Consider the following 25,839-nt stretch of genomic DNA (forward strand, 5'->3'; position numbering starts at 1 on the left):
GACGGGGCCTCCGCGACGACGGTCGGCTCGGGGCGGGGGGTGGGGCGGGTGCGGAGGCGGGTGCGGGCTCCGGCGTCGGGACGGGTTCGGACGTCGGCGCGGGGACGGGCTCGGGTGCCGGGACGGGCTCGGGCGCGGCTTGGGGTTCCGGCTGCGGCTCAGGCTGCGGCTGCGGCTCGGGCTCGGATTGCGCGACCGGTTCCGCTTCCGGCTGCGTCCCCGCCTCCGCTTCCGGGCCGGTTGTCGGCAGGTCCGTCAGGGTCGGCGTCGGCGCGGGGGCGGCCGGTTCCTTCGAAAGGTCGGGCCAGGCGGCCTCGGCCCAACTGCGCGGCGGCGGACCGGGCTGCGCCTCGACCGCCGTCTCCACCGCCTCCCCGGCCGCACGCTCCGGCGCCTGGGCCGGTGCCGGGACCTGAGCGGGTTCCGGTACCGGTTCCGGCGTCCGGACCGGTTCGCCGGCCGAGGCGTCCTCCTCCGGGCGGCGTTGCGGGGATCAGTCCGGCGGCGGTGGTGAACCAGTCGTCGACGGTGCCGGTGCCGGCGTCCGCGGCGGGGGTGTCGGGGAGGGTGCCGGCGGGGCCCGCGTAGACGGTGTGCCACCAGGCGTCGTCGGGACGGGGCTGCCGGGGCGGGCCCTGCTCGTTCAACTGACCGCTCCTGATCCGTGAGGGGGGCCGGACGTCAGGCCATTCTTGCGAAGTGCGACGACGGTGTCCGGGATTCGGAAGATCGCGCGGACGTCCGGGTAGGGTTCCGGCCACAGGTGGCGCGGGTGGGCAAGGTGCGGGGGCGGGTGGGCCCCAACAGGGCCTTCGGGGGCGGGGCCGTGGGGCGTTCGGCCGGAAAATGAGAGCCCAAGGGGGGCATCGCTTCACCCGATCGGCTGATTAATATGTGCGCATGACCGCGCCAGGATCTCGTACCCGCCCCGGAGGAGCCGCATGCGCGGTGCTCCGTCCGGCGGCGGTGCTGTGGTCCCTGCTGCTGGCCGCGCTGCTCGCGCTGCTGCCGTGCGCGGCGACCGCCGCGACCGCGCGGCCGCTGAGTTCCCCGTCGGCCGGGCCGGAGGCGCACGGCGCGTCCGCGCAGCCGGGGGCGGTGCCCGTCGCGGGCCCGTCCGCCGGGGCGGTCCGGACGGCAGCCACGGCGGTGCCGCACCGCCTTGCGCCCGCGCCGGACCCGGCGGCGGAGACTGCGCCGGACCCGGCGGCGGAGGCCCCCGGGGCGACGTTCATCCTGTGCACCGCGGACAACCCGGGCCCGGTGCCCGGTCACGGCTGTTCCAGCCACCCCTTCTGCGGTCCGGAGTCGCACCTGCCGAACGCGCCGCCGGAGCCCGGCACGGCCGTCCGGCCCCGGCTGGTCGCCCCGCCGGTGACGCCCGCCGCCTCGGCCGACGGCACGCCGACGGGGTCGCACCACGCGCCCGACCTGCACGCCCTGCAGGTTCACCGGTCCTGAGCGGAACCCACCGCCGACCGCCGCCCCGCCGCGCGGGGAGGTCGGCGGCTCCGCTGCCCCCACCCCACCGCAGACCGCCGTGCTCGCCACGGCGGGGACAAGGAAGACATCCATGGGTTCCGCCTCGAAGCAGTCCAACCCCACCGGCCCCACCGGCAAGCAGCCCAAGCCGGGCAGCAAGTCCGCCCAGCAGGCCGACCGCCGGGCCCGGATCGCCGAGCTGCGCGCCGTCGAGCAGCGCCGCGAGCGCCGCAACAAGCTCCTCACCATAGGCATCTCGTCCGCCCTGGTGCTCGCCATGATCGGCGGCGGCACCTGGCTGGCGCTGGACGCCAAGGACAAGAACGACAAGAAGAAGGCCGCCGCCGCGGCCGCCGCCGACGCCGCGCAGAAGGCCAAGGACGACGCCGCGAAGGCCGACATCCCGGGCCTCCAGACCTTCGGCAAGTTCACCCAGAACCACGTCCAGACCGACGTGAAGTACCCGCAGACCCCGCCGGTCGGCGGCGACCACAACCCGGTCTGGCAGACCTGCATGGGCAACGTCTACGACAAGCCGGTCAAGAACGAGAACGCGGTGCACTCGCTGGAGCACGGCGCGGTCTGGGTCACCTACAACGGCAAGGCCACCCCCGAGGACATCAAGACACTCAGCGACAAGGTCAAGGCCACCCCGTACAGCCTGATGAGCCCGTACCCGGACGAGCAGGGCACCATCACGCTGACCGCGTGGAGCAACCAGCTGATCGTGGACTCCGCCAGCGACCCGCGGATCGACACCTTCTTCGCCAAGTTCGTGCAAGGCCCGCAGACCCTGGAGCAGGGCGCCAGCTGCAGCTCGGGGGCGATGTGACCGCCGCCCGCACCGGCGAGGGGCCGGAACCGGACGACGACGAGGCGTACGAAGCACACGAGGCGTCCGCCGGGTCCGCGTACGAGCCGCAGCGGTCGGCCGCCCGGCGCGGTCGACGGGCGTTCTGGTGGCCCGCCGCGCTGGCCGCCGTGGTCGCGCTGGGGCTCGGCGTCCCGGCGCTGGTCTCCGGCAGCACCCCGGCGTCCGGCAGTTCGGCGACCGCCTCGACGGCCCCGGCCGCACCGGGCACCGACTCGGCGGAGGCCGGGTTCGCCCGCGACATGGCGATGCACCACCAGCAGGCCATCGACATGTCGTTCATCGTCCGGGACCGCACCCAGGACGAGGCGGTGCGCGGCCTCGCGTTCGACATCATCAACACCCAGGCCAACCAGCGCGGCATGCTGATGGGCTTCCTCGACCAGTGGGGCCTCTCGCAGAACAGCAACGCCAAGCCGATGACCTGGATGGGGCACACCTACGAGGCGCACGACGGCTCGCTGATGCCCGGCATGGCGACCAACACCGAACTGGACAAGCTCCGTTCGCTCAGCGGCCGGGACGCCGAGGTGTTCTACCTGCAGCTGATGATCAAGCACCACCAGGCGGGCGCGGAGATGGCCCAGGCGTACGTGGACGCGGGGACCAACGCCCCCGAGAAGCGGCTCGCCCAGGGCATGGTCGACGCGCAGCACGCCGAGATCCAGCTGATGACCGACATGCTCACCGAGCGCGGCGCCCAGCCCGCTCCCTGACGCCGCGACGCGACGCGACCGCAGCGCGCCGCACCGCGTCAACGCCACCACGTCGCCCCCGGAGGGCGCCGCCCGGAATCCCGGACGGCGCCCTCCGGCGTTCTCCCCGCCGCCCCTCACCCCCCTTCCCCCTCCTCTCCCCTCCTCCCCCTGCCGCGCCCCTCCCCTCCCCCGCTCAGTCCCGGCAGAGTCGGACCGCCAGCGCGGCGACCACCGCGAGCAGCAGCGGGACGGCCCGGCCGCCCGCCGCCGTCCCGGCCTGGTGGACGGCCAGGACCGGGAGCGCGGTGCCGAGTGCGGTGCCGAGGCTGCGCACCATGTTGACCAGCCCGCCGCCGACGGCCGAGCTCTGGGCGGGTATCGCCCGCATCACCAGGGCGTTGTTGGCGGGTAGCAGCAGCCCCAGGCCGTAGCCGGTGGGCAGGAGCGCCGCGGCCGTCGTCCACGGGCCGGGTGCGGGCAGCGCGGCCAGGGCGAGCAGCCCGGTGGCGGCGGTGAGCGCGCCGCAGCGGCAGCGGGCCGCGTCGTTCCAGCGGCGGGGCAGCAGCGCGCCGCCGGCGGTCGCGGCGAGGGCGAACGCGGCGGGCAGCGCGGTGATCGCGGCGCCCGCGGCGGTGGCGGTGGTGCCGCGTCCGGCCAGGACGACGGGTTCCAGGACCAGCGGGCAGAACAGCAGCAGGTAGCCGCTCAGCGCGACCAGCAGGCCGGCCCGGATGCCGGGGGTGTTGACCAGGCCGGGCGGGATGATCGGACGGTCGGCGCGGCGTTCCCGGCGGACCAGCGCGAGCGCCCCGGCGGCAGCCGCGACCGGCAGCCCGGCCACCGCCCAGCCGGGCAGCGGCAGGCCGGAGGCGGTGGACAGTGCGAGCAGCAGCGCGGTGGAGGAGGCCGCCAGCAGCAGGAGTCCGGCCAGGTCGAACCGTCCCTCGCGGGCGGCGCGGGCCGGGCGGCGGCCGTCCGGGAAGGTGCGCGGCAGCAGGAACCAGCCGGTCAGCACGCCCAGTGCTCCGATCGGCACGTTGACCCAGAACGCCCAGCGCCAGGACGCGTGCGCGACCAGCAGCCCGCCGAGGGTCGGTCCGAGCGCCAGGCCGAGCGCCTGGGCGGCGGCCTGCACGCCGAGCGCGGTGCGCATCGCCCGCTCGGGGACGCCGCGGGCGACCAGGGCGACGCTGTTGGCCTGCATCATCGCGCCGCCGACCGCCTGCACGGCCCGGCAGGCCACCAGGACGCCCAGGTTCCCGGCCAGCCCGGCGCCGAGCGAGGCCGCCGCGAACACCGCGAACCCGCCCAGGTACATCGCCTTGCGGCCGACCAGGTCTGACAGCCGCCCGACCGGGGCCAGCAGCGCGACCAGTACCAGCAGGTACGCCAGCGAGACCCACTCGACGGCGGCGAACGCGGCGTCGAAGCGCTCTTCCAGCGCGGGGAAGACGAGCGAGGTGACGCTGGCGGTGAGCTGCCCCAGAAACGCGCCCAGGCAGACGGTGCCGACCGCCAGCCAGTGCGCGTGCGGCCAGCGGGCGACGGCCCGGGGGCGGGGGCGTTCGGCGAGTCGCAGGGTGTCGAGCAGCCGGGAGGCGGCCACGGGTTCAGCCATGGGTCAAACATATCTGCCACCGACATAATCGCTCAAGGAGCGTCTCCGCCACCGATCAATGCGCTCTCCGAACCTTCTCTCGTTCCCCTGCCCTCCCGTCCCCATCCCCTGCCCCTCCCGCCCTGGCCAGGGCACTGTTCCGGCCGGTCGACGGGTGGACTCCCGATGGCGCGCGGGTGGCCGGACGCTACGCTGTCCGCCATGTCCTCGCAGCCCCAGCCCGTCCCGCAGCCGCCCGGACCCGTGGACGCGGGTGCCGACGCGCTCGCCGGGGCCCAGCAGCTCACCGACGTGATCACCCGCCTGCGCCGGGCACTGCGGAGCTCGATCCGATCCGAGTTCCCCTGGGAGGCGCTGCCGATGGCCCAGGTCGAACTCCTCCAGACCCTCGCCGCCTCCCCCCTGCGGGTCGGCGAACTGGCGGCCCGCCAACGCCTCGCCCCGAACACCGTCAGCGGCCTCATCTCCAAGCTCCTGGAGGCGGGCCTGGTCGACCGCCAGCCCGACCCGGGCGACCGCCGCACCGCCCGGATCGCCCTCACCGAAGCCGGCCACCAGCAACTGCGCGACTGGCAGAGCGCCCACGAACGCCGCCTCGCCACCGCCCTCGAAAGCCTCGCCCCCACCGACCGCGAAGCCGTCATGCGCGCCCTCCCCGGCCTCGACCGCCTCGCCCACTCCCTCGCGGGCACCGACCCGACGCGGTGACACCGCGCCGAACGGCGACGGCCCGCCCCCTTACCGGGGCGGGCCGTCGCCGTTCGGCTGGCGGGCTCGTCAGGCCCAGACCCAGATCCACTCACAGATGCCCGGCTGCCCGGCCCTGCCGCCACCAGCGCGTAGCGTCGATATGTCGACGCCGCGAACGAGGAGTCGGGCGGAGTTGAAGTCGGTGGCGCAGGGGAGCTCGCGGTCGCGCATGTTGCGTAGTTTTCCTCAGTTAGTGCGATGGATACGGCCATGCAGACTGTACCGCCCAATGACCTTGTTCCACCTCATCAGCCCCTGGAGGCAGGAATGACTCGGGACGCGTCCGCAGTGGACCACCCCGGTCGATGTGGCCCCTCTGACCATCCGCACAGAAGGAGAAGACATCTGTCACCGTGTCGCCAGATTCGGACGCCCGGTTGCGGCAAGGCCGCCCCGAAGCACACTGGGGCGACTCGGAGCACCGCCGCGCTTTTCCGGACCGCCTCATTCCGCCGATCTCAACCGGTTCGCACCGGCCGCGCACCCGGCTCCTCCGGAGGCTGCGGGCCGTCGGCAGCCCCAGCCGCGAGCGAGGGTGTGACCTGGCTGCGACCTGCACGCCCCCAGCGCTCCGCGAGCTCGGACAGGCCACGCAGGGCTGCGGCCTCCTCTCGGGGAGCGTGGATCGACCGGGCTATGGCAAGTGCCCCCGCATAGGCCTCACCGGCCGATTCCGGATTTCCAGCGAGGACGAGAATCCGAGCCTTGGCGATCATCCCCTCGGCCTTATGCTGGGGACTGTCCAGCCGATGAAATGAGCGGAGCGCGCCATCCAGTAGATGAATCGCCCGATCGAAATCTCCGGCCAGCGAAAAAAGTTCGGCGAGGTTCGCCCTGGAAATTTCCAGGTCGATTTCCGGGACAATGCCCTCGCCATGTGTCGATACATAATCGAGCGACTCCCTCGCTGCGGATACATCACCACGCCCGAATTGAAGGCCCGCGATATTCATGGCGACACGGACAGCGGCGGCGAGGTCATCGCACGACTGCAGGACCGGCAACGCTTCGGTCAGATTGTCGAGAGCCTGCTCGGGTTCGCCCAGCTGGTTCTGCAGCATGCCGAGGTTGGCGAGGGCCGCGGCAGTGGCGGCCGGTGCGGTGCCGAGGCCGCGGAGGGTCGCCAAACTCTCGTGCTGCAGGGCCAGCGCCCCCCGCAGTTCACCCTGCCGCCAGCGTAGCTGGGCCAGACAGCCCAAGGCTTCGGCGGTGCCGCGGAGGTCGTGGGCGGCCTGGGCGAGGGCCAGCGCGCGGTGGGCCGATCGGTCGACGTCCGGATAGCGGGCTACCCTCAACGCGTAATGAGAGAGGGCCAGTTGTGCATGCATCTCGGGCTCTGCGGCGCCTTCGTCGCGCCAGTGATCGGCGGCCGACCGGTGGGCGTCGATGGCCTCCCGCCACAGGCATTCGGCATCGAGCCGGCCATTGATCACATGGACCAGTACGGCGGCGGATTTCCGGTCCCCGTCGGCCCGTAAGCCCTTTTCAAGTTCGATCAGGGATGCGGTTTCGACGGCCAGCCAGCCGGGCGCGGGAACCGTCCGGAGAATCTCGGGCGGAAGGTGGGGGAACCCCTCACCCCCCACCTCGGACAACGCGCCGAGCGACATCCGGTAGCGCGTGGGGAAGCACTCCACGTCTGACCGATCTGCCATCACAGTAAGGAAGTTGACGCACCGTCTGATCGTCGCGGACCGCTCCTGGGCGGATTCCTCCCGCAGTTCCTGGGCGGCCGCGTATTCGCGGACCAGTTCGTGGAAGCTGAACCTTTCGACCGCGTGCTCGGCGAGCAGGCTGTCCGCCAGCAGGTCCTCGATCAGACGTTCCGCCCGGTCGACGGGGCAGTCGATGAGCACGGCTGCGGTCAGCAGGCCGAAGTCGTTGCCCGGATGCAGGCTCAATCGGCGGAAGGCGACCTGATGGTCGGCCGACAGACCGTGGTACGACATGGCGAGGGCCCGGTGCAGGCTGTCCGGCCCGTGTCTCAGCTCGCCGAGGCGGTTGCTGCGGGAGAGTCGGTCGGCGAGGTGGGCGAGGTCCCACGACGAACGGGAGCGGAAGCGGCCGGCAATGAGGTGGAGGGCCAGCGGGAGATGGGCGCAGCGACGCGTGACGTCGGCGAGCCGGTCCTGGTCGTCGGCCCGGTCGGGGCCGACCAGGCGGGTGAACATGGCGGCGGAGGCCGCAGGTGTGAGGACATCGAGCGGGACGGTGCTGACGGCGGGCAGCTCAGCCATCCGGTGGCGGCTGGTGATCAAGATGAAGCAGGTGGGCTCGGCGGGGAGCAGCGGGCCGATCTGGTCAGGGCCGGCGGCGTTGTCGAACAGCACCAGCGCGCGGCGCTGGGAGAGCAACTCCCGACATCTGGCCAGGAGTTCGTCGGAGTCGAGGGGAATCTCCGGGGCCGGGACGCCGAACTGGCGCAGCAGGTCGGTGGCTGCGGTTTCGGGGCTGGGGTCGGAGCGGATGGGGGAATGGGCGGCGAGGCGGAGCATGAAGGCGCCATCGGGGAAGTCGGGGCGCAGCCGGTGGGCGGCGGCGAGCGCGAGGGCGCTCTTTCCGCAGCCGGGCTGGCCGCTGAGGGCGATCACCGGGAGGGCTGCGGCCCGGCCGGGGGCGCGGGTCGGCCACTCGCCGCGCGCAGCAGCGGTCAGCAAATCCAACTCGCTTTCTCGACCCGAGATTTCAGGGGCGGGAAGCAGGGTGGAGGGGCGCCGTTCGGGCTCGGGCGGCGGCGCGGCGGCGACCGGGGACGCGGCCGGGCGGTCGATCAGGTCGGAGATGCGGGCCCGGCGCAGGATGCCCTCGTGCAGTCGGTCGAGTGCCTCGCCGGGGTTGGTGGCGAGGTCGTCGTACATCCGCCGCCGGATGCGCCGGTAGACCGTGAGCGCTTCGTCGATCCGGCCACAGCCGTAGAGCGCGGTCATCAGGTGGGCGGCCACCCGTTCGTTCCACGGGCTCTGCTCGGCGAGTTCGGTGAGGTCGGGGACGAGGTCGGCGAAGTGGCCGAGGCGGAGTTCGACCTCGAAGCGGGTCAGCGAGGCGGCGAACCGGCGGTCCAGCAACTGGCTGCGGACCTGCTGCGCCCAGAGGCCGGGCAGGCCGGCGAGCGGCTCGCCCTGCCAGGTGCTGTCGGCCCGGCGGAGGACGGCGAGGGCCCGCCGGTCGTCCCCGTCCTCGGCCAGTCTGCGGGCCTGGCGGGCGAGATCGTAGTACAGCTGCCAGTCCACCTGGTCGGCTTCGGCGTGCAGCGTGTAGGTGCCGGAGCGGGAGACGATCTCGATCGGCGCACCGTCCGTGGCATCGCCCAGCTCGTTGGCCCTGCGCAGGGCCGTGCGGAGTCTGGAGAGGTAGCCGTGCAGAGTGCTGACGGCGCTCGGCGGGGGGTCGCCGTCCCAGAGCCGCTCGGCAATGGAGGTGACCGATTGCGGGCGCTCCAGGTCGAGGGCGAGGCAGGCCAGCAGGGTCCTGGTCTTGCGCGAGCTGATGGGCAACGGCCGTCCCCCGGCCGAGAGTTCGACAGTACCCAGCAGGTGGATCATCGCGGTGTTCCTCCTGTCGCCGGTTTCTCGGTCGCACAGGAGGCGAGCATGGCATGGGTGGGAGTGCACTGCTATAGCAGCCCAATGTTTCCCGGCGCCAGTTTTCCGGCATTGTCCCTGTGTTCCGTCTGGCTTTCTGGTACAAGCACCGGTCCTCGTCCAGGGCGGATCTGCGGCTCGCCGCAGGGGTTTCCAGGACCGCCACCGGAGTGGTCCCGGCCTCATCCGGGTGCCATGAGCTGGCCCTTCGGGCATGAGAGCTGATGGACCGTCAGGAATATGCACTGTTCGGTCGCCACTCACCACCCCGCACGCCCCGGAACACGCTCTGACAGTCATATGCATGACAGAAGAGGGCGGTCGGATCGGTGCCGGACGGAGTGGCGATGCTGGCGGAGACCGGCCGCACCCATCGATCCAGGGGAGGAAAGAGCACGTGGACGACACTCGCAGCTCCATCACCGGCCAGGCCAGGATCGAAGGTGTCGCGCTCCAGGCGGGCGACATTCATGGGGGCGTGCACGTTCATTCGCACGCTCCGGCGCTGCTTCCAGTACCGCGACAGCTTCCACCCGCCCCCGCGCGCCTCCTCGGGCGCGGAGCGGAACTGGCCGCGCTCGACGTGGAGCTGGGCGCGCTCCCGGCTCCCGGGGGGCGCTGCCTGGTGCTGACCGGGCCGGCCGGGGTCGGGAAGAGCGCGTTGGCCGGGTACTGGCTGCGGGCCCGGGCGGCGGAGTTTCCCGACGGGCTGTTCTACGCCGACCTCCGCAGCCACGCGCCCGGCGGGCCGACCGATCCGACGGAGGTGCTGGGCGCGTTCCTGCGGGCGCTGGGGATCTCCGGGGCACCCGCCGAGCTGGGGGAGGCGGCCGCGCTGTGGCGGTCGGCCACGGCGCGGCGGCGGATCGGGCTGTTGCTGGACAGCGCCGCCACCGCCGCCCAGGTCCGGGCGCTGCTGCCCGGCTCCGAGCACTCGGTCGCAGTGGCGACCAGCCGTACCCGGCTGGCCGGGCTCGTCATGGACGGCGCCGGATTCTTCCCGATCGGCCTGATCGACCGCCCCGCCGCCGTCGAACTGCTGGTGGACCGGGTCGGGGCCGACCGGATCGCCGCCGAACCGCTGGCCGCCGACCAGGTGGTCACCCGCTGCGCGGGGCTGCCGCTGGCGATCTGCGTGGTCGGTGCCCGGATGGCCGCGCGTCCGCGGCAGCCGCTGGCCGCGACCGCGGAGGCGCTGCGGAGGGAGGCCGACCGGCTCGCCGTGCTGCGCCTGGACGGCGAGACGGCCGTGCGCGGCGTACTGGACACCTCGTACGAGGTACTGGACCCGGAGGCTGGACGGCTGTACCGGCTGCTGGGGCAGCTGCCGGTGACGGAGTTCACGCCCGAGGTGGCGGCGGCCGCCGCCGAGCTCTCCCGGTAAGGGCCGACCTCACGCTCGACACGCTCGCCGGGGTGCACCTGCTGGAGGAGCGCCGCGACGGGCGCTACCGGTTCCACGACCTGGTCCGGCTGCACGCCCGGGAGCGGGGGCAGGTCGAGGAGTCCCCCGAGCAGTGCCGGGCCGCGGTCCGGCGGGTCGCCGACCACTACCTGGCCACCACCACGGCCGCCGAACTGCTGATCAGCCCCAGCCACCGCAACCTGGCCCGCGACTACAGTCAACCCCCTTGGTGCCCGCTGGAGTTCACCGAGGAGTCAGCGGCCCTCGGGTGGCTCGACCGGGAGCGCGACCAGCTCGCCGCCGTCCTGCGGGACGCCGCCGGGCGCGGCGAGCACAGCCTGGTCTGGCAGTTGGCCGACGCCATGTGGCCGCTGTTCCTCCGGCTGCGCCCGCTCGGTCTCCACCTTGAGGCGCACGAACTCGGCCTGCGGGCCGCCCGGCTCGCCGGGGACCGGGCCGGCGAGCAGCGGATGCTGACCTCCGGTGGCCAGGGCCTGCGCAGTGCCGGGCGCCCCGCGGACTCCGCGCACTGGTACCGGCAGGCGCTCGACCTGGCGATCGCCGACGGCGACCCGCGCGCCGAGTCCCAGGCCCGGACCGGGCTCGGCCACGCGCACCGGCAGCTCGGCGAACTCGACTCCGCCCGGGCCGAGTTCGAGGAGGCGATGCGGCTGAGGACGGCGATCGGCTACCGGCGCGGCGTCGGTCTGCTGCGGATCGCGCTCGGCGAGGTCGCGGTGGACGCCGCAGACGAGGCGGAGGCCGTCCGCCAGCTCGAAGCGGCCATCGAGGACCTGACGGCCGTCTCCGACCCCTACGAGGTGTGCCGGGCGCAGGCGATCATGGGCCGGGCGTACATCCGCGCCGGACGGTACGACCTGGCCTGCGCGGCGCTGGAGACCGCGCGAGAGGGTTTCGTCGCTGCGGGCGCGCCGCCCTGGCAGGCCCGCACCGTCGAATGGCTCGGCGAACTCGCCCTCACCCAGGGCGATCTCGTCCTCGCCCGGGAACGGTTCACCGCCGCGCACGAGGCGTACCGGCGGCTCGCCGCCCCGGACGTCGCCCGGCTCGCCCGGCGGCTGGCCGCGATCGACCCGGACCCGGCCGAGCCGAACGGCGGTGAGGCGGAGGAGGAGTGACGGAGGGTCAGAACAGCCGGTCGCCGCTCTCGTGGGCCAGCAGCCAGCGCTTGGCGTCGATGCCCGCGGCGAAGCCGGTGAGGCTGCCGTTGGCGCCCATCACCCGGTGGCAGGGGCGGATGATCAGCAGCGGGTTGGCGCCGACCGCGCCGCCGACGGCGCGCACCGCGCGCGGGGACTGGCCCGCGACGTCGGCGAGTTGGCCGTAGGTGAGGGTGGTGCCGTACGGGATGTCGTCCAGGGCGTCCCAGATCCGCTGCCGGAAGGGGGTGCCGACGGGGGCCAGCGGCAGGTCGAAGGAGGTGCGCGCGCCGGCGAAGTAGGCGGTGAGCTGGTCGACGGCCGGGGCGAGGGCATCGGCGTCGGGTCGCCAGTGGGCGGCGGGTGCGGCGAGCGCGCCCTTCTGGCCGGGGGCGGTGACGGTGGACAGCGCGCAGCCGCCGTCGGGGCCGAGGACGCCGCTGAGCAGCAGGGTCCCGAGCGGGCTCTCCATGGTGGTGAACACGGTGGCGGGCACGGGGGCGGGGGTGAACACGGCGGTGGGTTCGGTGGTCATGGCTGGTCCTTGGGGGTCTCGCGGGTCGCGCGGGTACGGGGGGTGGCGGCGTGGCGTTCGGCCGCGGCCGACCACAGGTGGTGCAGGGCGTAGGAGCGCCAGGGCGCCCAGCGGGCGGAGCGTTCGGCGGCGGCGCGCGGGTCGCCCGCCTCGCCGAGGGCGCGCAGGCCGTCGCGGACGCCGATGTCGGTGGGGAGGAACACGTCCGGGTCGGCGAGGGCGCGCATCCGCAGGTAGCCGACCGTCCACGGGCCGATGCCGGGCAGCGCGAGCAGCTCGGCGGCGGCCTGTTCGCGGTCGACGCCCGGGTCGAGCCGGACCGTGCCGTCGGCGAGCGCCGCGCACAGGCCGAGCAGGGCCCGGCGCCGGGCGGTCGGCATCGCCAGGTGCTCCGGGTCGGCGGCGGCCAGCGCCGCAGCGGTCGGGAACAGCAGGCGCAGCCCGCCGTCGGCGGTCGGCAGCGGGGTCCCGTACCGCTCGGCGAGCCGCCCGGCCAGGGTGCGGGCGGCGGCCACCGTGACCTGCTGGCCGAGCACGGCCCGGACGGCGAGCTCGTGCGGGTCGACGTGGCCGGGCGAGCGCAGCCCGGGCCGGGCGGCGGCCAGTGGGGCCAGCAGCGGGTCGGCGGCGAGCCGGGCGTCCACCGCGTCGGGGTCGGCGTCCAGGTCGAACAGGGCGCGCAGCCGGTGCACGGCCGTGGTCAGGTCGCGCAGGTCGGTGAGGGTCAGCCGGCAGTCCAGCCAGCCCCGGTCCGGCCGGTCGCCGGGGGCGAGCCCGTCCACCTCGGCCAGGCCGTGCCCGTACGGGAGGGCCAGGGTGCGCCGGTAGCTGCGGGTGCCGGGGCGCGGGCCCGGGACGACCTCCTCGACGCCCGGGACGGCCCGCAGGCCGAGGAAGTCGAGCAGGTGGCCGGTGTCGATCGCGCCCCGGTAGGCCAGCCGCAGGCCGAGCGTGCCGCCCGCGGCCGGGGTGCGGCGGTGGCCGCCGTGCTCGGTGCGCAGCGTGGACGGGGTGCGGTCGTACACCTCGCGGATGGTGTCGTTGAACTGCCGGACGGAGGCGAACCCGGCCGCGAACGCCACGTCGGTGACCGGCAGTTCGGTGGTCTGCAGGAGGAGGCGGGCGGTCTGCGCGCGCTGCGCCCGGGCCAGCGCGAGCGGGCCCGCGCCGAGCTCGGCGGTCAGCTGCCGCTGGAGTTGCCGGGAGCTGTAGCCGAGCCGGGAGGCCAGCCCGGCGACGCCCTCCCGGTCGACCACGCCGTCCCCGATCAGCCGCACGGCGCGGCCGACCAGGTCGGCCCGGTGGTTCCACTCGGGCGAGCCGGGCACCGAGTCCGGCCGGCAGCGCCGGCAGGCCCGGTAGCCCGCGCCCTGGGCGGCGGCCGCGGTCGGGTAGAAGGTGCAGTTGGTGCGCTTGGGGGTGGTGGCCGGGCAGCTCGGACGGCAGTAGATGCCGGTGGTCCGTACCGCCGTGAAGAACACCCCGTCGAAGCGGGCGTCCCGGCTGTCCACGGCCCGGTACCTGGTCTCGTCGTCGATCACGCCTTCCAGTCTGCGTGATCGCCGGAGTGCCGACTGGCGGGAATCGGACATCGCCGTGGGCGGCCCCGGGCAGTGGGCCCGGGGCCGTGGAGCCGAGTGGCGGGGAGGTCAGGGCCTGGGGTAGGAGCGGGCCGCCTTGGTGAGGTGCTTGCGGTGGCGGGCGCGTTCGGCGCGGAGGCGGGCGTCGGTGCGGGCGGCGATGAAGTCGTTCTCGCGTTGGAGCTTGAGGTAGCTCTCCCAGCGGCGCTCGGGGAGGGTGCCGTCGGTGAGGGCGGCGCGGACGGCGCAGCGGGGTTCGGTGCGGTGGGAGCAGTCGCTGTAGCGGCACGCGGCGGCGATGGCGCTGATGTCGGCGAAAGCCCGGTCGATGCCCTCGCCGCCGAAGAGGCCGACGCCGCGCAGGCCGGGGGTGTCGATGACGGCGCCGCCGGACGGGAGCGGGACGAGTTCGCGGGCGGTGGTGGTGTGCCGGCCCTTCTCGTCGACGGAGCGGACCTGCTGGACCGTCATCGCCGCCGTCCCGGTGAGTGCGTTGGTGAGGGTGGACTTGCCCGCGCCGGACTGGCCGATCAGGGCGCAGGAGCCGGTGGCCCGGGCGCGCAGTCCGTCCATCCCCTCGCCGGTCTCGGCGCTGACCGCCAGGACGGCGACCCCGGGCGCGATCGCCTCGACGTCCGCCCGGACGAAGTCGCCGTCGTGGACCAGGTCGGACTTGGTCAGGACGATCAGCGGTTCGGCCCCGGACTCCCAGGCGAGGGCGAGCAGGCGCTCGATCCGGCCGGGATCGGGTTCCGCGGCGAGCGAGACGGCGATCAGTACGGTGTCGACGTTGGCGGCCAGGACCTGGCCTTCGGAGCGCTTGTGGGCGCCCTTGCGGATGATCGCGGTGGTGCGGGGCAGCACCGCCGCGAGGGCGGGGGCGGGACGGGCGGCCGGGTCGAACGCGACCCAGTCGCCGGTGCACGGGTTGTGCGCGGTGTCGGCCGTCATGACCGGACGGGTGGCGGCGCGGCGCACGGCCGGCTCGCCGTTCTCGGGGTCGACGAGCAGGACTTCGCAGCTGCCGCGGTCCATCCGGACGATCCGTCCGGGCAGCAGCCCGGCGGCGGCGAACGGGGCGAACGCGGCGGCCCGGTCGTCCGTCCAGCCGAGCCCGGCGAGCGGGTGCGCGGGGGAACGGAGGACGCGGGAGGAGGAGTGGGCACGGGGAGGGGGCGGGCGGGGGCCTGCACGGTGATCAACGGGACCCTTCGGGGGGGAACGGGCGGCCCCGGCCGGAGGGCGTCAGCGGAGGTGCGACGCCGGGAGACGGCGGGCCGGGGGCCAGGGGGTGGTGGACTCGCTGGACTTCTGGACGCGGTGGCAGACACCTGCGAAGACAGGCCTCACGGTCCTCACCTCCTTCCTCTCCGAACACGCCTCGCGCACCCCGCCCTGGGGCGCGCTCGATCGGCGGACGCCACGCTAGTACCCGCCCGCCCCCCGCGCCACCGATTTTCCACCCCCTCCACGAAAACCCAACTCCCGTACTCGGAAAGGAAGTTGGCGGGAATCCCGGACGCAAGGGTTCCGCAAGCCGCGCAAGGGTTCTCCAGCCGTCCCGCCACCGCGCCCGGACATCCCTCCCCGTGACGGCGGCGCACGGTGCCCGCCGTTCCGGTGGGAGGCCGGAAGAGAGGGGGAGACCCGATGTCCTGGGCGACTCTGCCCGACCGCAAGCGGGTGCTGGCGGTCGTGCACACAACGGTGTATTGGCAGCGGCTGCGCGAGGTGTGCGAGCTGCTGGCGTCGGACCTGCGGGTGCAGGTGGTGTTCACCGTCGCGCCGCACGCGTTCAACGAGGGGTTGGCGGCGTTCCTGACAGGGCTCGGCGGCACGGTGGTGCCGTGGGAGCAGGCGGTGGCCACCGAGTTCGACCTGGTGCTGGCCGCGGGTTCGAAGGGGATCGAGCAGGTCCGGGGCCCGCTGGTGCGGCTGCCGCACGGGGCCGGCCACCTCAAGCTGGCCCGGGCGCTGCCGCCCGCGAGCGCGGTGACGGGCGTCCGGGAACAGCGGCGCAGCGGAAGCGACAACGACAACGGCAACGGCAACGGCCCGCGGGAGGTCTCCGGTCTGGGCCGGGACTACCTGCTGTGGGAGGGCCGCCCGAACGCGGCGGCGTACGCGCTGGCGCACCGGGACGACCTGGCGGCGCTGGAGCGCTCCTGCCCGGAGGTGCTGCCGATCGCGGAGGTGGTCGGCGACGGGGACCACGACCGGATCGTCGCGGCGCTGCCCCGGCGGGCGGAGTACCGGGCGGCGCTGGGCCTGGGCGAGCGGGAACGGCTGGTGCTGCTCTGCTCGACCTGGGGGCCGAACTCGGTGTTCGGCGGGCTGGACGCGCTGCTGCCGCGGCTGGTGCGCGAACTGCCCGCCGGACGGTTCCGGACGGCGCTGGTGGTGCACCCCAACGTGTCGGCCGGGCACGGCGGCTGGCAGGTGCGCCGATGGGTGGAGGGGGTGTCGGGCGGCGCGGTGTCGCTGGTCACCCCGCAGACCGACTGGCGTCCGCTGCTGGTGGCCGCCGACTACGTGATCGGCGACCACGGCTCGGTGACGCTGTACGCGTCGCTCACCGGGGCCCGAATCCTGCTGGCCCGGTTCCCGCACCGGGACGTCAACCCGCACTCGCCGGGCGTCCAACTGGCGCGCACCGCCCCGGCGCTGGACCCGGCGCACCCGCTGGACGGGCAGCTCGCGTACGCGGACGGGGTCTACCGGCGGGAGGCGTACGCGGAGATCGGGGCCCGGATCTCCTCCGAGCCGGGCGCGTTCCTGCCCCGAATCCGGCGGCTGCTGTACCGGGTGCTCGACCTGGGCGAACCGGCCCACCCGGCCGCGGCGCCCGTGCTCGCCCCGCCCACGCCGCTGTTCACGGGCGGAGGCGGGCACAGCGGCGGGCACAGCGGCGGAAACCACGGCGGGAACAGCGACAGCCCGGGGAACGGGGGCGGCCGGTGGCAGTGACGGTGACGGTAACGGTCCGGCTCGACGCCGGCCCGGGCGTCCCGGCCTGGTGCGACCGGCACCTGGCGGCCCGGACCGACGAACCCGCCCGGGTGCGGCACCTGGCGGACGTCCTGTACGGCGAGCACCCGGGCGGGTCGGCCGAGGAGGTGTGGCGGCGGCACCCGGGCTGCGCGGTGCTGGCGCTGCGCGACCCGGGCGGCCTGGTGCACGTCCGCTTCCGCGGCGGCACGCTGACCCTCCGCCCGCCCGCCGCCGGGAGCACCACCGAGCGCACCGCCGCCGACGGCACCGGCAACGGCAACGGCACCGGCACCGGCACCGGAACCGCCGACCCGGCCGCGCTGGCCGGTTCGCTGGTGCACGCCCTGCTGTCGGCCGCCCGCGCCCGGGCCCACGACGGCTCCCACGGCAGCACGCACGGCGACGCGCCCGGCGACGCGCCCGGCAGGACGCACAGCACCGAGAACAGCGCCACCGACAGGTAGCGGCCCCGGCCGCCCGCTCACCGCCCGGGGCGTCGGCGGCGACGGCCGCCGCCGAGCCGGCGCCGGATGTCGCCGTACGGGAGGAAGGAGGCCCAGCGCTCCGGGTACTCACTGGGGACGGGCTCGTCGTCGTCCTCGTCGAAGAGGTCCTCGTCGTGGCCCTCGGCGAGGCCGAACTGGCGGGCCCGTTCGGCGCGTTCGACGGCCCGGCGGGCGGCGGCCTCGCGGCCGCGCTGGACGGCGACGTCCTCGGCGATCCGCTCGTTCTCGGCGCGGGCGTCGGCGGTCTCGACGGTGGGCCAGCGGCGGTCGATCGCGGCGTTCATGGCGGCGCCGATGAGCACGGCCAGCGCCACCACGAAGATCCACAGCAGCACGGCGACCGGGGCGGCGAGCGAGCCGTAGACGGAGTGGCCCTCGACCGAGCTGACCAGGTAGAGCCGGAGCGCGACGCTGCAGACCACCAGGACCAGCAGGGCGACCAGCGCGCCGGGGATGTCCTCGCGCCAGGGCGTGGAGACCGGGACGGCCACGTGGTAGAGGGTGGTGAGGGAGAGCACCAGCAGGATGATCGCGGCGGGCCAGTACAGGCCGTTGATCACTCCGGCCCAGCTCTGGAAGGTGCCGATCAGCAGTCCGGGCCCGGCCACCAGCAGCGGCAGCACCAAGGAGCCGATCACCAGCGCGCCCAGGTAGAGGCCGAGCGACATCAGCCGGGTCTTGACCAGGCCGCGCTTGCCGTCGAGGCCGTACATCACGGTGATGGTGTCGATGAAGATGTACAGCGCCCGGGAGCCGGACCAGAGCGAGAGCAGGAAGCCGATCGAGATCAGGTCCGGCCGGGCGCTGTCGAACACGTCGCGCAGCAGGGGTTGGACGATCTCGTCGATGGAGCTCGGTGAGAGCACCGTCCCAGCTGCTGAGACGATGTCCTGCTTGAGCTTGTCGATCGTCCCGGCCCCGAGGATGTCGTCGAGGTAGCCGAGGGTGCCGGCCAGGCAGAGCAGCAGCGGCGGGATGGAGAGGAGGGTGAAGAACGCCGCCTCGGCCGCGAGTCCGGTGACCCGGTACTCCACGCAGGTGTTGGTGGTGTCCTTCACCAGTGCCCACGCGGTGCCGTGCCAGGTGCTGCGCTTGGCGGCGCGGCGCCGTCCGCCGCGTCGGCGGGAGGGCCGGTCGCCGGTCGGCCCGGGTCCTCCGGCCGGGTGGGGGGTACTGCCTGCTGCTTGCACGCCCCTACGGTATCGGCCCCGGCCGCGCGGCCCGAGCGGCCCTGCCGGGAACCGGCGGCCCGCCGGGGGAACGCGGAAGGAACGCGGGGGAACGCCGGGGGACAACGGGGGAACGGCAGGGGAGTTGGAGGGCGCGCAGGGGGCCCACGGAGGGCCCGCGGAGGGCACGCGGAGGGCACGCAGGGGGCACGGACCGGCCGGGAACGGCCGCTGTCCCAGCATGCGGAACGATGGAGTCCAGGATTCGGACGTTAGTGGACCGCGAGTCGCTCGCCGTGCGAATCTCTTGCCATGTCTAGCGCCGGAACCACCCTAGTTGGCCGACTCCACGTCGACCTCCTTCGCGTGTCCAGCGCCATCTGTCCGGTGACCTGAGCCCTTCGTACGCCGCAGCGCACCGGCGCCATCCCCGCCGTCGCGGATGCGCGCAAGACCCTGCCCCGGCCAGCGTCACCCTCTCCCGCCGCCTGCTGAGACACCGCAGGTGGGAGCGGGCCGCGTCCGGGGGCCGCCAGCAGCACCCCGCACCTGCCAAGCCGCTCAAAGGACTGACACCATGGCCCGCACTCCCGAAACGGTCGAGCCTCAGGACGGCGCCGCGCCCGCGGCCCGCCCCGCCGCCCGCAAGGTGACCCGCCACCGCGGCGAGGGCCAGTGGGGCATGGGGCACTTCACGCCCCTCAACGGCAACGAGCAGTTCAAGAAGGACGACGACGGTCTCAACGTGCGGACACGCATCGAGACGATCTACTCCCAGCGCGGCTTCGACTCGATCGACCCGAACGACCTGCGCGGCCGGATGCGCTGGTGGGGCCTGTACACCCAGCGCAAGCAGGGCATCGACGGCGGCAAGACCGCCCTGCTGGAGCCGCACGAGCTGGACGACGAGTACTTCATGATGCGGGTGCGCATCGACGGCGGCCAGCTGACCACGGCCCAGCTGAAGGCGATCGGCGAGGTCTCCGAGCAGTACGCCCGCGGCACCGCCGACCTGACCGACCGCCAGAACGTCCAGTACCACTGGGTGCGGATCGAGGACGTCCCGGCGATCTGGCAGAAGCTGGAGGCCGTCGGCCTGTCCACCACCGAGGCGTGCGGCGACTGCCCGCGCGTGGTGATCGGCTCCCCCGTCGCGGGCATCGCCGAGGACGAGATCATCGACGGCAGCTGGGCGATCGACGAGATCAACCGGCGCTACATCGGCAGCAAGGAGTTCTCCAACCTGCCGCGCAAGTTCAAGACCGCGATCTCCGGCTCGCCGCTGCTGGACGTGGTGCACGAGATCAACGACGTCGCCTTCGTCGGCGTGGTCCACCCCGAGCACGGCCCGGGCTTCGACCTGTGGGTCGGCGGCGGCCTGTCCACCAACCCGAAGCTGGGCGTGCGGCTCGGCGCGTGGGTGCCGCTGGAGGAGGTCCCGGACGTCTGGGCCGGCGTGATCGGCATCTTCCGCGACTACGGCTACCGCCGCCTGCGCACCCGCGCCCGGTTGAAGTTCCTGGTCGCCGACTGGGGCCCGGAGAAGTTCCGCCAGATCCTCCAGGACGAGTACCTCAAGCGCGAACTCGTCGACGGCCCGGGCCCGCAGGAGCCCAGCGGCCGCTGGCGCGACCACGTCGGCGTGCACCGGCAGAAGGACGGCAACTTCTACGTCGGCTTCGCCCCGCGGGTCGGCCGGGTCAACGGCAAGCTGCTCACCCAGGTCGCCGACCTGGCCGCCGAGCACGGCTCCGGCCGCCTGGCCACCACCGTCGAGCAGAAGCTGATCGTCCTCGACGTCGCCGAGGAGAAGGTCGCCTCGCTGGTGGCCGGCCTGGAGGCGCTGGACCTGCGGGTCACCCCGTCCACCTTCCGCCGCGGCACGATGGCCTGCACCGGCATCGAGTACTGCAAGCTGGCGATCGTCGAGACCAAGGGCCGCGGCCAGTCCCTGATCGACGAACTGGAGCGCCGCCTGCCGGAGTTCGACGAGCCGCTGAGCATCAACATCAACGGCTGCCCGAACGCCTGCGCCCGCATCCAGACCGCCGACATCGGCCTCAAGGGCCAGCTGGTCACCGACGGGAACGGCGAGCAGGTCGAGGGCTTCCAGGTGCACCTGGGCGGCGCGCTCGGCTTCGAGAACGCCGGCTTCGGCCGCAAGATCCGCGGCCTGAAGGTCACCAGCGCCGAACTGCCCGACTACGTCGAGCGCCTGCTGACCCGCTACCAGGCGGACCGTCAGGACGGCGAGCGGTTCGCCCAGTGGGCGATCCGGGCCAGCGAGGAGCAGCTGTCGTGAGCGAGCGTGCCGCCCCCTTCTACTGCCCGTACTGCGGGGACGAGGACCTGCGCCCGTCCGAGAGCGGTCACGGCGCGTGGGAATGCCGGGCGTGCCGTCGGGGCTTCCAGTTGAAGTTCCTCGGACTGCTGCCAACGACCGACGGGGGCACCGGACATGACGACCGCCACTGACGACTACGAGGCGATGGCCCTCCGGGCCGGCCGCGAGCTGGAGGAGGCCACCGCGCAGGAGGTCCTGCGCTGGGCCGCCGACACCTTCGGCAAGCGCTTCTGCGTGACCTCCTCGATGGAGGACGCGGTGGTCGCCCACCTCGCCTCCACCGCCCTGCCCGGCGTGGACGTGGTCTTCCTGGACACCGGCTACCACTTCCCGGAGACCATCGGCACCCGGGACGCGGTCGCCGCGACCATGCGGGTCAACGTGATCACGCTGACCCCGAAGCTCACCGTGGCCGAGCAGGACGCCCAGTACGGGCCGCACCTGCACGACCGCGACCCGGACCGGTGCTGCGCGCTGCGCAAGGTCGAGCCGCTCAACCGCGGCCTGGGCGGCTACGACGCCTGGGCCACCGGCCTGCGCCGCGACGAGTCGCCGTCCCGCGCCGACACCCCCGTGGTGGCCTGGGACGCCAAGCGCCGCAAGGTGAAGATCGCCCCGATCGCCCGCTGGACCCAGGACGACGTGGACGCCTACGTCCAGGCCAACGGGGTGCTGCTGAACCCGCTGCTCTGGGAGGGCTACACCTCGATCGGCTGCTCGCCGCTGTCCTGCACCGCCAAGCCCGGCGCGGGCGAGGAGGGCCGGGCCGGCCGCTGGGCGGGCTCCGGCAAGACCGAGTGCGGCATCCACCTCTGAACCCGCCGCCCCCGTACGTGAACCACCGTTACCGACCGTCAGGAGTGACCACCGTGACCACCGCCGAGACTCTGGCCTCGGGCCGCGAGCGCGGCGCCACCGTGTGGCTGACCGGCCTGCCCAGCGCGGGCAAGACCACCCTCGCGTTCGCGCTGGCCGAGCGGCTGCGGGCCGAGGGGCACCGGGTCGAGGTGCTGGACGGTGACGAGATCCGCGAGTTCCTCTCCCAGGGCCTGGGCTTCAGCCGCGAGGACCGGCACACCAACGTCACCCGGATCGGCTTCGTCGCCCAGAAGCTCGCCGCCAACGGCGTCAAGGTGCTCGCCCCGGTGATCGCCCCGTTCGCCGACTCCCGCGACGCCGTGCGCGAACGCCACGCGGCGAACGACACCGAGTTCCTGGAGATCCACGTCGCCACCCCCGTCGAGCTCTGCTCCGAGCGGGACGTCAAGGGCCTGTACGCGAAGCAGGCCGCCGGCGAGATCTCCGGACTGACCGGGGTCGACGACCCGTACGAGGCCCCCGAGAAGCCCGAACTGCGCCTCCAGACGCAGGGCCGGACGGTGGCCGAGTCCGCGGCCGAACTGCACGCCTTCCTGACCGAGAGGGGACTGGCATGACCGTCACCACGCAGCGCCCGGTCCAGGCCGAGGACAGCCCCTACGCGCTGTCCCACCTGGACGCCCTGGAGGCGGAGTCGGTGCACATCTTCCGCGAGGTGGCGGGCGAGTTCGAGCGGCCGGTGATCCTGTTCTCCGGCGGCAAGGACTCCATCGTGATGCTGCACCTCGCGCTGAAGGCGTTCGCCCCCGCGCCGGTGCCCTTCGCCCTGCTGCACGTCGACACCGGCCACAACTTCCCCGAGGTGCTGGCCTACCGGGACCGCGCGGTCGCCAAGCACCACCTGCGGCTGCACGTCGCCGCGGTGCAGGACTACATCGACCGCGGCGTGCTGCGCGAGCGCGCCGACGGGCTGCGCAACCCGCTGCAGACCGTCCCGCTGCTGGACGGCATCGAGTCCCACAAGTTCGACGCCGTCTTCGGCGGCGGCCGCCGCGACGAGGAGAAGGCCCGCGCCAAGGAACGCGTCTTCTCGCTGCGCGACGAGTTCGGCGCCTGGGACCCGCGCCGCCAACGCCCCGAACTGTGGTCCCTCTACAACGGCCGCCACGCCGTGGGCGAGCACGTCCGCGTCTTCCCGCTCTCCAACTGGACCGAGCTGGACGTGTGGCAGTACATCGAGCGCGAGGGCATCGAGCTCCCGGAGATCTACTACGCCCACCGGCGCGAGGTGTTCAAGCGCGACGGCATGTGGCTGACCGCGGGCGAGTGGGGCGGCCCGAAGGAGAGCGAGACGGTCGAGACCCGCCTGGTGCGCTACCGCACCGTGGGCGACATGTCCTGCACCGGCGCCGTCGACTCCGACGCCGACACCATCGAGGCCGTGATCACCGAGATCGCCACCTCCCGCCTCACCGAACGAGGGGCGACGCGCGCCGACGACAAGATGTCCGAAGCCGCCATGGAGGACCGCAAGCGCGAGGGGTACTTCTAAGCATGAGCACCACCCAGACCGGTACCGCCACCTCGCTGCTGCGCTTCGCCACCGCCGGGTCCGTGGACGACGGCAAGTCCACCCTGGTGGGCCGGCTGCTGCACGACTCCAAGTCGGTCCTCGCCGACCAACTGGAGGCCGTCGAACACGCCTCCCGCCGCCGCGGCCAGGAGGCCCCCGACCTGGCGCTGCTCACCGACGGCCTGCGCGCCGAACGCGAACAGGGCATCACCATCGACGTCGCCTACCGCTACTTCGCCACCACCCGACGCCGCTTCATCCTCGCCGACACCCCCGGCCACGTGCAGTACACCCGCAACATGGTCACCGGCGCCTCCACCGCCGAACTCGCCGTCGTCCTGGTCGACGCCCGCAACGGCGTGGTCGAACAGACCCGCCGCCACGCCGCCGTCGCCGCCCTGCTGCGCGTCCCGCACGTGGTGCTGGCCGTCAACAAGATGGACCTGGTCGACTACGCGGAGCCGGTGTTCGCGGCCATCGCCGAGGAGTTCACCGCGTACGCGGCCTCGCTCGGGGTCAAGGACGTCGTGGCGGTGCCGATCTCGGCGCTGGCCGGCGACAACGTGGTCGAGTCGTCCGCGCACATGGACTGGTACGGCGGCCCGACGCTGCTGGAGCACCTGGAGACGGTGCCGGTCGGCACCGACCCGAGCGCCGAGCCGGCCCGCTTCCCGGTCCAGTACGTGATCCGGCCGCAGAGCGAGGAGTTCCACGACTACCGCGGCTACGCGGGCCAGCTGGCCTCCGGCGTGCTGCGGGTCGGTGACGCGGTGACGGTGCTGCCCTCGGGCCACACCACCACCGTCGCGGCGATCGACGCGCTCGGCACCCCCACCGAGATCGCCTGGGCCCCGCAGTCGGTGACGGTCCGCCTCGCGGACGACATCGACATCTCCCGCGGCGACCTGATCGCGGCCGGCCGGGTGCCCGTCCCCACCAAGGACGTCGAGGCCACCGTCTGCCACCTGAACGAGCGTCCGCTGCACGTCGGGGCGAAGGTGCTCCTCAAACACACCACCCGCACCGTGCGCGCGCTCGTCAAGGAGATCGGCTACCGGATCGACATCGACACCCTGGAGCAGCGCTCCGGCGCCGACGGACTGCACGTCAACGACATCGGCCACGTACTCCTGCGCACCGCCGAACCCCTGGCCCTGGACGACTACACCACCAACCGCCGCACCGGCTCGTTCATCCTGATCGACCCGACCGACGGCACCACCCTCACCGCCGGCATGGCGGGCGAGGCGTTCGACACCGTCAGCATCACCGACGCTTCCACAGAGGAGGACTGGGTCTGATGCCCAGCGAGGCGTTCTCGGGCATGGACAAGGAAGGCGGCCGCATCGGCAGCGGCGTCCTCGGCAGCGGCCAGGGCGGCCTGACGCGATGTGAGGGCTGGCAGGGGCGCTGAGCCCCTGTCACCGGGCCCGCAGCCGCCGTTCCTTCCCACAGTGGGTACGGCGGGGGCGGCCCGGCCCCGGCAGCACGTCAGGCACATCCCGTACGCGACACCTTCCTTCTTCTCGAACGGAACACCTCTCATGGCACCGAGCACCGAGTCCACCCATACCTCCGCACGCCCCCGCGCGGGCCGGATCAGACGCGCCACCGTGGCGGCCGTCGCCGTGCTGACCACCGCCGGCCTGCTGTCGGCCTGCTCGTACGGCTCCAAGAGCGACGACAAGGCGTCCGCGTCCGCCAAGCCGGCCGCCTCGGGCACGAAGCTCTCCGCGGACACCGTGAAGATCGGCTACTTCGCCAACCTGACCCACGGCACCGCGCTGGTCGGCCTCAAGCAGGGCATCTTCCAGCAGGAGCTGGGCGGCACCCAGATCAAGACCCAGGTGTTCAACGCGGGTCCGGCCGAGATCGAGGCGCTGAACGCCGGTTCGATCGACATCGGCTGGATCGGCCCCTCCCCGTCGATCAACGGCTACACCCAGTCCGGCGGCAAGTCGCTGAAGATCATCAGCGGTTCGGCCTCCGGCGGCGTCAAGCTAGTCGTCAACCCGGAGAAGATCCCGACCCTGGACGACCTCAAGGGCAAGAAGATCGCCACCCCGCAGCTCGGCAACACCCAGGACGTGGCGCTGCTCAACTACCTCGCCGAGAAGGGCTACAAGGTCGACGCCCAGACCGGCGACGGCGACGTGAAGGTGCTGCGCACCGACAACAAGGTCACCCCCGACGCGTACAAGTCCGGCTCCATCGACGGCGCGTGGGTGCCGGAGCCGACCGCGTCCAAGCTGGTCACCCTCGGCGCGAAGGTCCTGCTCAACGAGAAGGACGTCTGGCCGGACAAGAAGTTCGTCATCACCAACATCATCGTCTCGCAGAAGTTCCTGACGGAGCACCCGGACGTGGTGGAGGCCGTGCTGCGCGGCTCGGTGAAGACCAACGCCTGGATCAAGGCCAACTCCGACCAGGCCAAGTCCGTCGCCAACGACCAGATCAAGGCCGACGCCGGCAACGCGCTGGACGCCTCGATCCTCGACCCGGCGTGGCAGGACATCGACTTCATCGACGACCCGCTGGCCAACACCCTGCAGGCCGAGGCCGACCACGCCGTCACCGCCGGGCTGCTCAAGAAGCCCAACCTGGCCGGGATCTACGACCTGACCCTGCTCAACAAGGTGCTGAAGGAGAACAACCAGCCCGCCGTCGCCGACGCCGGACTGGGCACCAAGTAAGTCCTCCCAGGCCCCGAGGTCCGCGCCCCGCGCCCGCCCAAGCGATGCCCACTCACCGGGCGGG

The 25,839-nt window shown here is 73.4% G+C and carries 22 protein-coding genes; 16 read left to right on the forward strand and 6 right to left on the reverse strand.

The annotated features are described in order from the left end of the window. Positions 1-948: 948 nt before the first annotated feature. The 3 genes from QMQ26_RS09190 to QMQ26_RS09200 all read left to right on the forward strand — a co-directional run bounded on the left by QMQ26_RS09190 (position 949) and on the right by QMQ26_RS09200 (position 3,069). A complete protein-coding gene (locus QMQ26_RS09190) occupies positions 949-1,461 on the forward strand; it encodes a hypothetical protein (RefSeq protein ID WP_282205374.1) in 513 nt (170 codons plus the stop codon). Between the two features lie 112 nt (positions 1,462-1,573). Next, the gene (locus QMQ26_RS09195; protein ID WP_282205375.1) at positions 1,574-2,314 is read left to right on the forward strand and encodes a DUF3105 domain-containing protein; all 741 of its coding nucleotides are present in this window, start codon (positions 1,574-1,576) and stop codon (positions 2,312-2,314) included. A gap of 140 nt (positions 2,315-2,454) precedes the next feature. Further along, positions 2,455-3,069, forward strand: a complete 615-nt coding sequence (locus QMQ26_RS09200) for a DUF305 domain-containing protein (RefSeq protein ID WP_282206475.1) — start codon at positions 2,455-2,457, stop codon at positions 3,067-3,069. Between the two features lie 175 nt (positions 3,070-3,244). Here the strand turns inward: QMQ26_RS09200 and QMQ26_RS09205 are convergent, their stop codons facing one another. Then, positions 3,245-4,669, reverse strand: coding sequence for an MFS transporter (locus tag QMQ26_RS09205; RefSeq protein WP_282205376.1), 1,425 nt, complete (start codon positions 4,667-4,669; stop codon positions 3,245-3,247). Between the two features lie 201 nt (positions 4,670-4,870). Here QMQ26_RS09205 and QMQ26_RS09210 point away from each other — a divergent pair, with 201 nt between their 5' ends. After that, positions 4,871-5,377 carry a MarR family winged helix-turn-helix transcriptional regulator gene (locus QMQ26_RS09210; protein ID WP_100835677.1) on the forward strand — a complete coding sequence of 169 codons (507 nt, stop codon included), beginning with the start codon at positions 4,871-4,873 and terminating at the stop codon, positions 5,375-5,377. 500 nt (positions 5,378-5,877) lie between these two features. On the opposite strand, the gene QMQ26_RS09215 is transcribed toward QMQ26_RS09210, so the two are convergent. Continuing rightward, on the reverse strand, positions 5,878-8,961 hold the full coding sequence (locus tag QMQ26_RS09215) for an AfsR/SARP family transcriptional regulator (RefSeq protein ID WP_282205377.1): 3,084 nt from the start codon (positions 8,959-8,961) through the stop codon (positions 5,878-5,880). A gap of 436 nt (positions 8,962-9,397) precedes the next feature. Between QMQ26_RS09215 and QMQ26_RS09220 the strand changes: the two genes are divergently transcribed. Further along, the gene (locus QMQ26_RS09220; RefSeq protein WP_282205378.1) at positions 9,398-10,384 is read left to right on the forward strand and encodes an ATP-binding protein; all 987 of its coding nucleotides are present in this window, start codon (positions 9,398-9,400) and stop codon (positions 10,382-10,384) included. 32 nt (positions 10,385-10,416) lie between these two features. After that, entirely contained in the window at positions 10,417-11,544 is a 1,128-nt protein-coding gene (locus tag QMQ26_RS09225; RefSeq protein WP_282205379.1) for a tetratricopeptide repeat protein, read from the forward strand. Between the two features lie 7 nt (positions 11,545-11,551). Here QMQ26_RS09225 and QMQ26_RS09230 read toward each other — a convergent pair whose 3' ends face one another. The 3 genes from QMQ26_RS09230 to rsgA are packed head-to-tail and all read right to left on the reverse strand — an operon-like array spanning position 11,552 to position 14,715. Continuing rightward, positions 11,552-12,100: a methylated-DNA--[protein]-cysteine S-methyltransferase gene (locus QMQ26_RS09230; protein ID WP_100835679.1), complete on the reverse strand. Its 549-nt coding sequence runs from the start codon at positions 12,098-12,100 to the stop codon at positions 11,552-11,554. Continuing rightward, on the reverse strand, positions 12,097-13,692 hold the full coding sequence (locus QMQ26_RS09235) for a DNA-3-methyladenine glycosylase 2 family protein (RefSeq protein ID WP_282205380.1): 1,596 nt from the start codon (positions 13,690-13,692) through the stop codon (positions 12,097-12,099). Before QMQ26_RS09235 ends, QMQ26_RS09230 begins: the two co-directional genes overlap by 4 nt. A gap of 57 nt (positions 13,693-13,749) precedes the next feature. Further along, positions 13,750-14,715 (reverse strand): ribosome small subunit-dependent GTPase A, encoded by a 966-nt coding sequence (gene rsgA, locus QMQ26_RS09240; RefSeq protein WP_282205381.1) that lies wholly within the window; start codon positions 14,713-14,715, stop codon positions 13,750-13,752. Between the two features lie 615 nt (positions 14,716-15,330). Here rsgA and QMQ26_RS09245 point away from each other — a divergent pair. Together QMQ26_RS09245 and QMQ26_RS09250 are read left to right on the forward strand one after the other, a co-directional pair. Next, positions 15,331-16,647 (forward strand): hypothetical protein, encoded by a 1,317-nt coding sequence (locus tag QMQ26_RS09245; RefSeq protein ID WP_282205382.1) that lies wholly within the window; start codon positions 15,331-15,333, stop codon positions 16,645-16,647. A gap of 2 nt (positions 16,648-16,649) precedes the next feature. Continuing rightward, entirely contained in the window at positions 16,650-17,135 is a 486-nt protein-coding gene (locus tag QMQ26_RS09250; RefSeq protein WP_282205383.1) for a hypothetical protein, read from the forward strand. Positions 17,136-17,152: 17 nt separating this feature from the next. Here QMQ26_RS09250 and QMQ26_RS09255 read toward each other — a convergent pair whose 3' ends face one another. Continuing rightward, entirely contained in the window at positions 17,153-18,367 is a 1,215-nt protein-coding gene (locus QMQ26_RS09255; protein WP_100835682.1) for a YihY/virulence factor BrkB family protein, read from the reverse strand. A gap of 291 nt (positions 18,368-18,658) precedes the next feature. Between QMQ26_RS09255 and QMQ26_RS37420 the strand changes: the two genes are divergently transcribed. The 8 genes from QMQ26_RS37420 to QMQ26_RS09290 all read left to right on the forward strand — a co-directional run bounded on the left by QMQ26_RS37420 (position 18,659) and on the right by QMQ26_RS09290 (position 25,775). Continuing rightward, positions 18,659-18,742 (forward strand): putative leader peptide, encoded by an 84-nt coding sequence (locus tag QMQ26_RS37420; protein ID WP_318264789.1) that lies wholly within the window; start codon positions 18,659-18,661, stop codon positions 18,740-18,742. A gap of 181 nt (positions 18,743-18,923) precedes the next feature. Continuing rightward, positions 18,924-20,648, forward strand: a complete 1,725-nt coding sequence (locus QMQ26_RS09260) for a nitrite/sulfite reductase (protein WP_282205384.1) — start codon at positions 18,924-18,926, stop codon at positions 20,646-20,648. Further along, positions 20,645-20,821, forward strand: a complete 177-nt coding sequence (locus QMQ26_RS09265) for a hypothetical protein (protein ID WP_199846956.1) — start codon at positions 20,645-20,647, stop codon at positions 20,819-20,821. The genes QMQ26_RS09260 and QMQ26_RS09265 overlap by 4 nt, the downstream gene beginning before the upstream one ends. After that, positions 20,805-21,506, forward strand: a complete 702-nt coding sequence (locus tag QMQ26_RS09270; RefSeq protein ID WP_282205385.1) for a phosphoadenylyl-sulfate reductase — start codon at positions 20,805-20,807, stop codon at positions 21,504-21,506. The genes QMQ26_RS09265 and QMQ26_RS09270 overlap by 17 nt, the downstream gene beginning before the upstream one ends. Positions 21,507-21,559: 53 nt before the next feature. Then, positions 21,560-22,126, forward strand: a complete 567-nt coding sequence (gene cysC, locus QMQ26_RS09275) for an adenylyl-sulfate kinase (RefSeq protein WP_282205386.1) — start codon at positions 21,560-21,562, stop codon at positions 22,124-22,126. After that, positions 22,123-23,061: a sulfate adenylyltransferase subunit CysD gene (gene cysD / locus QMQ26_RS09280; protein ID WP_282205387.1), complete on the forward strand. Its 939-nt coding sequence runs from the start codon at positions 22,123-22,125 to the stop codon at positions 23,059-23,061. The genes cysC and cysD overlap by 4 nt, the downstream gene beginning before the upstream one ends. Before the next feature lie 2 nt (positions 23,062-23,063). Beyond that, the gene (locus QMQ26_RS09285; protein ID WP_282205388.1) at positions 23,064-24,383 is read left to right on the forward strand and encodes a sulfate adenylyltransferase subunit 1; all 1,320 of its coding nucleotides are present in this window, start codon (positions 23,064-23,066) and stop codon (positions 24,381-24,383) included. Between the two features lie 243 nt (positions 24,384-24,626). Further along, positions 24,627-25,775: an aliphatic sulfonate ABC transporter substrate-binding protein gene (locus QMQ26_RS09290; RefSeq protein WP_282205389.1), complete on the forward strand. Its 1,149-nt coding sequence runs from the start codon at positions 24,627-24,629 to the stop codon at positions 25,773-25,775. Positions 25,776-25,839: the final 64 nt, after the last annotated feature.

The sequence above is a fragment of the Kitasatospora fiedleri genome (assembly GCF_948472415.1).
In the GTDB taxonomy this organism is placed as follows: domain Bacteria; phylum Actinomycetota; class Actinomycetes; order Streptomycetales; family Streptomycetaceae; genus Kitasatospora; species Kitasatospora fiedleri.